The organism is Actinomadura bangladeshensis (assembly GCF_004348335.1).
In the GTDB taxonomy this organism is placed as follows: domain Bacteria; phylum Actinomycetota; class Actinomycetes; order Streptosporangiales; family Streptosporangiaceae; genus Spirillospora; species Spirillospora bangladeshensis.
Genome location: NZ_SMJW01000338.1, coordinates 1 through 7,290, shown reverse-complemented (window position 1 = coordinate 7,290; position 7,290 = coordinate 1). Strand labels below are relative to the sequence as shown.

The 7,290-nt window shown below is 72.7% G+C and carries 7 protein-coding genes; 3 read left to right on the top strand and 4 right to left on the bottom strand.

The window, feature by feature from the left end:
- Positions 1–11: 11 nt before the first annotated feature.
- The 3 genes from E1284_RS36800 to E1284_RS36790 form a co-directional block, all read right to left on the bottom strand.
- The gene (locus tag E1284_RS36800; protein ID WP_131944767.1) at positions 12–1,061 is read right to left on the bottom strand and encodes a HAMP domain-containing sensor histidine kinase; all 1,050 of its coding nucleotides are present in this window, start codon (positions 1,059–1,061) and stop codon (positions 12–14) included.
- A complete protein-coding gene (locus E1284_RS36795) occupies positions 1,058–1,771 on the bottom strand; it encodes a response regulator transcription factor (protein ID WP_131944766.1) in 714 nt (237 codons plus the stop codon). The genes E1284_RS36800 and E1284_RS36795 overlap by 4 nt, the downstream gene beginning before the upstream one ends.
- 126 nt (positions 1,772–1,897) lie before the next feature.
- On the bottom strand, positions 1,898–3,379 hold the full coding sequence (locus E1284_RS36790; protein ID WP_131944765.1) for a glutamate-cysteine ligase family protein: 1,482 nt from the start codon (positions 3,377–3,379) through the stop codon (positions 1,898–1,900).
- Between the two features lie 132 nt (positions 3,380–3,511).
- Between E1284_RS36790 and E1284_RS36785 the strand changes: the two genes are divergently transcribed.
- Positions 3,512–4,906 (top strand): sensor histidine kinase, encoded by a 1,395-nt coding sequence (locus E1284_RS36785; protein ID WP_131944764.1) that lies wholly within the window; start codon positions 3,512–3,514, stop codon positions 4,904–4,906.
- A gap of 48 nt (positions 4,907–4,954) precedes the next feature.
- Here the strand turns inward: E1284_RS36785 and E1284_RS36780 are convergent, their stop codons facing one another.
- Complete coding sequence (locus tag E1284_RS36780; RefSeq protein WP_131944763.1) at positions 4,955–5,503, bottom strand: YceI family protein; 549 nt, start codon at positions 5,501–5,503, stop codon at positions 4,955–4,957.
- Positions 5,504–5,741: 238 nt separating this feature from the next.
- Here E1284_RS36780 and E1284_RS36775 point away from each other — a divergent pair, with 238 nt between their 5' ends.
- On the top strand, positions 5,742–6,557 hold the full coding sequence (locus tag E1284_RS36775; protein ID WP_243714972.1) for a L,D-transpeptidase: 816 nt from the start codon (positions 5,742–5,744) through the stop codon (positions 6,555–6,557).
- 36 nt (positions 6,558–6,593) lie between these two features.
- Positions 6,594–7,290: choice-of-anchor P family protein (locus E1284_RS36770; RefSeq protein ID WP_131944762.1), on the top strand; the 697-nt coding region annotated here is incomplete at its 3' end.

The following is a 7,290-nucleotide window of genomic DNA, read 5'->3' as shown; positions in this document are numbered from 1 at the left end:
GGGTGGGGTCGTCATGTGGGGTCTCCGATGTTCGGGGGGATCATGACCCGGATGCGGCAGCCGATCGGGGTGTCCAGGACGGTGATGTCGCCGCCGTGCAGGTCGGTGGCCCAGCTCGCGATGGCGAGGCCGAGGCCGGTGCCGCCGCCGGGCGTTCCCGGGCCGGACACCGAGCCGCGGGAGAAGCGCTCGAAGACGCGGGCGCGCTCTTCGGGTGGAATGCCGGGTCCCTCATCGGTCACTTCGATGACCAGGCCGCCGGGCTGGTTCACGGGACGCGCGGTGACGGTGACCGGACGGCCGTCCGGGCCGTGCCGGGCCGCGTTGTCGAGCAGGTTCGCGACGACCTGGTGCAGCCGGTCGCGGTCGGCCACGGCGTGCAGGCCGGGCGTGACGTCCGTTTCGAACAGGGCCTCGGGGTGGCCGGCGCGGGCCTCGGCCGTGACGTCGTCCACGAACGCGGCGACGTCGATGTCGGACGGGTTCAGCACCGCGGCCCCCGCCTCGACCCGCGAGAGGTCGAGGAGCTGCGTGACGAGCCGTCCGAGCCGCTCGGTCTGGTCGAGCGCCGTTTCGAGGACGTCCGGCGTCGCGGGCGTGACCCCGTCCGCGACGTTCTCCAGGACGGCCCGCAGCGCGCTGATCGGCGTGCGCAACTCGTGCGAGACGTTGGCGACGAACTCGCGGCGCTGCCGTTCGACCTCGGCGAGGTCGGCGGCCATCCGGTTGAACGCCTGCGCCAGCTCGCCGACCTCGTCCCGCGACGTGGCGCGCACCCGGCGGCTGTAGTCGCCGCGCGCCATCGCCCGCGCCGCCGCCGTCATCTCCCGCAGCGGCGCCGTCATCCCGTGCGCGAGCAGCTGTATCACCACCACCGAGATCAGCACGCCGACCGGCATCGTCTGCCGCGCGCGGAACCCCATCGGGTAGCCCCACAGGACGATCAGGACGGCGACGCACGCGGTCACGACGACCACCACGCCGAACTTCACCTTGATCGACCGGAGCGGGTCCAGCGGCCGGGGCAGCCTTGCCCACAGCCTGTGGATGGCCGCGGTCACGACACGACCTCCAGGCTGTAGCCCACCCCGTGCACCGTCCGGATCAGCCCCTGCCCGAGTTTCCGGCGCAACGCCTTCACATGGCTGTCGACGACACGGGTCCCGGAGGCGTCCGCCCAGTCCCACACCTGCTCCAGCAGGACGGCGCGGGTGAGCACCGCCCCCCGGTTGCGCAGCAGGCAGGTCAGCAGGTCGAACTCGGTCGGGGTCAGGTGGACCTCGCGTCCGTCCCGCCGGACCCGCCGGGCCCGCTCGTCGACCTCCAGCTCCCCGACGCGGACCGCCCCGCCGCCCGCCGCGCCGTGTGCCGCGCCGTGTGCCGCGTCCAGGGCGGGACGCTCGACCCGCCGCAGCACCGCCCGGACGCGTGCGACCAGCTCGCGCATGCTGAACGGCTTGGTCACGTAGTCGTCGGCGCCGACGCCGAGCCCCACGAGCAGGTCGGTCTCGTCGTCGCGCGCCGTCAGCATCAGCACGGGCACCGGACGCTCCGCCTGGACGCGCCGGCACACCTCCAGCCCGTCGAAGCCGGGCAGCATCACGTCCAGGACGATGAGGTGCGGCTCGTAGGCGTGCGCGCGCTCGACGGCCGACGGCCCGTCCCCGGCCACCTCGACGGCGAACCCCTCGGCCACCAGCCGGTCCGCCACGGCCCGTGCGATCGTCGGCTCGTCCTCGACCACCAAGACCCGAGTCTCGTTCCCAGTCACGCCCCAGACTCTAAGAGCCCGTTATGCGCACAACGAGCTGGAAATGTGCAGGGCTCGTGAAGATCACCCCCGTCGTGCGGATCGGCCGGCTCTCATCGGGGGTTCCAGGGGGTCGCCCCCTGGGCATCAGGGCCCTATCGGCCACAGGTGAACCGGTGTGTTCTCGCGCATGTGCTCCGCGTACGAGCGGACCATCATCCGCAGGGCGTCGTGGCGCGGGGTGCCGTAGGACTCCTCGATGGCGTCGACGGTGGCGATCTGCCAGGCGGCGCCGGTCTGGCCGGTGACGCAGCGGCGTTCGATGATGCCGAGGAGGCGGTCGCGGCGGGCCGGGTCGACGCCCCAGCGGTCGAGGCCCTCGTGGGCGAGCGGCAGCAGTTTGCGGAGGACGAGTTCGGCGGCGGGAACCTCGCCCATGCCGGGCCAGTACTGGGTGGCGTCGAGGCCGTCGCGGGCGGCGCGGTGGAGGTTCTCCTCGGCGGTGGCGAAGGACATGCGGGTCCAGACGGGGCGGTCGGCCTCGGCGAGCATGCGGACGACGCCGTAGTAGAAGGCGCCGTTGGCGACGACGTCGGCGACGGTCGGCCCGGCGGGCAGCACGCGGTTCTCGACGCGCAGGTGGGGCCGGCCCTTCACGACCGCGTAGATGGGACGGTTCCAGCGGTAGATCGTCCCGTTGTGGAGGGTGAGCTCGCCGAGTTCGGGGATGCCGCCGCCGTCCAGGACGTCGCGGGGCTCCTCGTCGTCGCAGAGCGGCAGCAGGGACGGGAAGTAGCGGGTGTTCTCCTCGAACAGGTCGAAGACGGAGGTGATCCAGCGTTCGCCGAACCACACCCGGGGCCGGACGCCCTGCGTCTTCAGCTCGTCGGGGCGGGTGTCGGTGGCCTGCTCGAACAGGGTGATCCGGGTCTCCTGCCAGAGCCGGTGCCCGAACAGGAACGGCGAGTTCGCGCCCATCGCGACCTGGGCGCCGGCGATGGCCTGGGCGGCGTTCCAGTAGGCGCCGAACTGGTCGGGGCTGACCTGGAGGTGGAACTGGACGCTGGTGCAGGCGGCCTCGGGGATGATCGTGTCGGCGTGCATGTGCAGCGGCTCGTGCCCGGGGATGTCGATGCGCATCTCCTCGCCGCGGGCCGCGAAGATCTGGTCGTTCAGCATCTTGTAGCGGGCGTTGGCGGAGAGGGTCTCCTCTCCGATGTCGGAGCGCCGCAGGGTCGGCAGGATGCCGATCATGACGAGCCCGCCGCCGACCTCGTTGGCGCGGCGGTCGGCGTGCTGGAGGTGGTCGCGGACCTCGGCCTCCAGCTCGCCGGTGCCCTCCCCGCCGAGTTCGCGGGGCGGGATGTTGATCTCCAGGTTGAACTGGCCGAGCTCCGTCGCCCAGGCCGGGTCGGCGATCGCCTTGAGGACGTCCGCGTTGCGCATCAGCGGATCGCCGATCGCGTCGATCAGGTTCAGCTCGATCTCCAGGCCGATATGGGGGCGCTCGAAGTCGAACTGGGATTCGCCCAGCATGCGGGCCAGCACGTCGAGGCACCTGCGTACCTTCTCGCGATACCGCCGCCGGTCCTCGCCGCTGATGGTGACCGAAGCCACGTCCCTGCCCATGTGTCCGTCCCTGTGCTTCGGAGGAACCGTCATAAAACGGGATGTCCCGGTGAGCGAAGGTGAAAACCAGGCGCCCGTTTTTCGGGCTCCCCATTTGTGAGCGGTCGATAACGTGTGGCACCGGGAGGAACCATGCGCTTGCGCCCCCGGTCCATCCGGGCCAGGGACACGCTCGTGGCCGCCGTGATCGCCGCCCTGGTGTTCGGGATCACCGCGGCCGGCGTCGATGTCGCCGTGCGCGGCGCGGTCAAGGCCGATCTGCTCCGGCAGACCCAGGTGGACGCCCGGCGGGTGAGCGGCAGCGTCCGCGACGGGTCGCTGCGGGACAGCCCGATCCGCGATCTCACCGGCGGCCGCCTCCGCGTCCAGGTGGTCGAGCCGGGGGGCCGGGTGCGCAACGCCACACCCGCGGTTGCGGGCCGTCCGCCGGTGAGCAGACTCTGGCCGTCGAGCAACCTGCGCGTCCGCGACTACGTCGAGTGCCACGGCGCCTGGCCGGGCCGCGACTGCTCCGTGATCGAGGCGGTCCGGGTCAGCACCGCGCCCGGCTCCGTCGTCGTGTACGCGTCCGGGCGGCTGCCGTCCTACCTGGTGAACGGGCTGCTGGAGGCGGTGCTCGCGGCCTGCGTGCTGCTGCTCGCCGGGGCCGCCGCGTGGATCACCTGGCGGGTCGTCGGCCGCACCCTCGGCCCGGTCGAGGCGATCCGCGCGCAGCTCGCCGAGATCAGCGCCACCGACCTGAGCCGGCGGGTGCCGCAGCCGCCCGGCGAGGACGAGATCGCGCAGCTCGCCCGCACCGCGAACGCGACGCTGGACCGGCTGGAACGCGCGGTCGGGCGGCAGCGGCAGTTCGCCTCGGACGCCTCCCACGAGCTGCGCAGCCCCCTCACCGGGCTGCGCGCGAACCTGGAGGACGCCGCGATGCACCCCGAGGACAACGACCTGCGGGAGGTCGTCCGGTCCGCGCTGCGCGACACCGACCGGCTGGAGTCGATCGTCACCGACCTGCTGCTGCTCGCCCGCATCGGCACCGGCGGGACGGTGATCCAGGAGCCGATCGACCTGTCCGCGCTGGCCGACGCCGAGATCGGCCGCCGGACGTCGCCGTTGGAGATCGTCACGGGGCTGCCGAGCGGGGTGGTCGTCCGCGGGGTGCGCATGCAGCTCGTCCGGCTGCTCGGGAACCTGCTGGACAACGCCGAGCGCTACGCCGACGCCTCCATCGCCGTGGAGGTGGCGCGGGAGGACGGCATGGCGCTGCTCAGCGTCACCGACGACGGCGCCGGCATCGTGCCCGCCGACCGGGAGCGCGTCTTCGAGCGCTTCACCCGCCTGGACACGGCCCGCAGCCGGGACGCGGGCGGCACCGGCCTCGGCCTCGCGATCGCCCGCGAGATCGCGCGGGCGCACGACGGGACGCTGCGGGTCGAGGACCATGCGCCCGGGGCGCGCTTCGTGCTGCGGCTGCCGCTCGTCCCGCCGCCCGGACGCGAGAAGGGCCGCCCGAAACCGGACGGCCCTTCTTGACCGAGAATTTACGCGGTCCCGCGAGCGAGGGCGCGGGCGTTCAACCGCTCAGGCGCGGACGGCCTGGATCTCCAGCTGGATCTCGACCTTGTCGCTGAGCAGGGCCTTCTCGCCCTTCAGCGGGATGTTGAACTCGACGCCCCAGTCCTTGCGGTTGATGGTGGCCGCGGCGGAGAAGCCGGCGCGCGTGCCGCCCCAGGGGTCCTCGCCCACGCCGTTGTACTCGACCGTGAGCGTGAGCGGACGGGTCACGTCCTTGATCGTCAGCTCGCCGTCCAGGAGGTACTCGCCGTCCTCGGCCCGCACGCCCTTGGTCGCGAAGGTCATGGTCGGGAACTTCTCGACGTCCAGGACGTCGGAGGTGCGCACGTGCGCGTCCCGGTCGGGGTTGCGGGTGTCGATCGAGGCGACCTTGATCTCGGCGGTCGCGGTGGACTCCGCCAGCTCCTCGGCGATCTGCACGGACCCGGTGAAATCGGTGAACGTGCCGCGCACCTTGGTCATCAGGTGGCGGATCACGAAGGTGACCTCGGAGTGCCCGGGGTCGATGTTCCAGGTCCCGGCGGTCAGCTCGGGGGCGACGGCGGCGATGCTCATGGTGACTCCCTCTGGTGGATGCTTGAAACTTCAACGACCTCGTCGAGAGGTTAGTTGAGGGTTCAAACACTTGTCAATCCCGGATTGTTCCACCGACGGCGCCGATGGTCCACGGCGGGGTGCGGTCAACAGTCTGCGACTCGGTCCGTACGGCGTGCAACCTCCGGCCCGTCCCGTGCGTAATCAGCGGGCACAGAGGCGAGCCGGAGTCCCTCCGGCGGGATCATTGGGAGTCTTCGTGAGCGATGCACCACCGCGCGCCGTCCTGCCGAGGCCGAACGCCGTCCTGCGGAAGGCGGGCGGCGCGGCCCCGGCCCTGCTGGCGGCGGCCCTGCTCGTGACCGGATGCGGGGGAGGCGGGCGGCCCGCCTCCGCCGGCGCGTCCCCGGCGGGCGGCGCGACAGAACTGCCGCAGGCGACCACCTTCACGACCCTGGACGACCTACCGCGGGACACCTCCGCCCCCACCGCGGGCAGCGGGACGGTGGTGCACCCCTCCGCCGCGACGCCGATCTCCGCCAAGCCGGGCGCGCCCGCGGTCGCCGAACTGCCGAGCACCCAGCTCAAGGGCCCCACCTGGGTGCCCGTGGTGGAGTCCAGGCCCGGCTGGCGGCGCGTGCTTCTCCCGAGCCGCCCCAACGGGGTCACCGGGTGGATCCCGGAGACCGGCCTCCAGACCGCGCGCAGCAGCCAGGTCGTCAAAGTCGACCTCAGCGACCGCAGGCTGGCGCTCTACAAGGCGGGCCGCAAGGCCGGCACCTGGACCGTGGCCGTCGGCGCGCCGAAGACGCCGACCCCCACCGGACGGACGTTCATGCTCGCCTCCCTCGCCCCCGCGAACCCGACCTACAGCCCGCTGATCCTGCCGGTCGGCGCGCACTCCGCGACGCTCGACACGTTCGGCGGCGGTCCGGGCACGGTCGCGTTCCACGGCTGGCCGTCGACGTCCGTCTTCGGCAAGGCCGTCACCCACGGCTGCGTGCGCGTCCCGGCGGACGCGCTGAAGCGGCTCGCCAAGGTCCCGCTCGGGTCGCCCGTCCTCATCACGGACTGACGGCCCCCTCCCGATCACGAACCCCAAGGAGAAACAGTGCGTTTGTCGACCCTCACCAAGTGCGCGGCGGCCGCCGGTGCCCTCGTCCTGCCGTTCGCGCTGGTGCCCGCCGCGTCCGCGACGAGCGGCGGCACCGGCTCGGCCCACGCGATCGCCGCGTCCGGCCCGGTCGCGATCCCGGCGACCCCCTCGGTCGCGTCGTCCGCGCAGCGGCCGACCCGCAAGAGCGTCGCCGAGCTGCCCGCCAACCCCCTCGTCGAGGCGCGGCTGCTGAACGCCGCCGCCTGGTCCGGCCACGGCCGCGCGTCCGTCGCCGACCTGAAGGTGGCGAAGCTCGGCCTCTCCGCGCACGCCGTCACCGCCAAGTGCGAGAACGGCAACGGCGTCTCCCACCTGACGAAGGCCACGCTGAACGGCCGGACGCTGAAGCTCGGCGCCACCCCCAACACGGCGGTCAACGCCGACCTGAAGGGCCTCGGCACCGCCACGGTCACGCTGAACAAGCACGTCAAGGACAAGGACGGCACCCTCACCATCACCGCCATCGAGGTGGTCGCGAAGCTCGCCGGCAAGACGCAGACGCTCAGCATCGCGTCCGTGACCTGCGGCAAGGCCGGCGGCAACGGCGGCACCCCGGGGCAGCCCGGTAAGCCGGCCGAGCCCGGACAGCCGTCCAAGCCGGGCACGCCGTCCAAGCCCGACACCCCGCCGAGCGAGGCCCCCGCCCCGACCC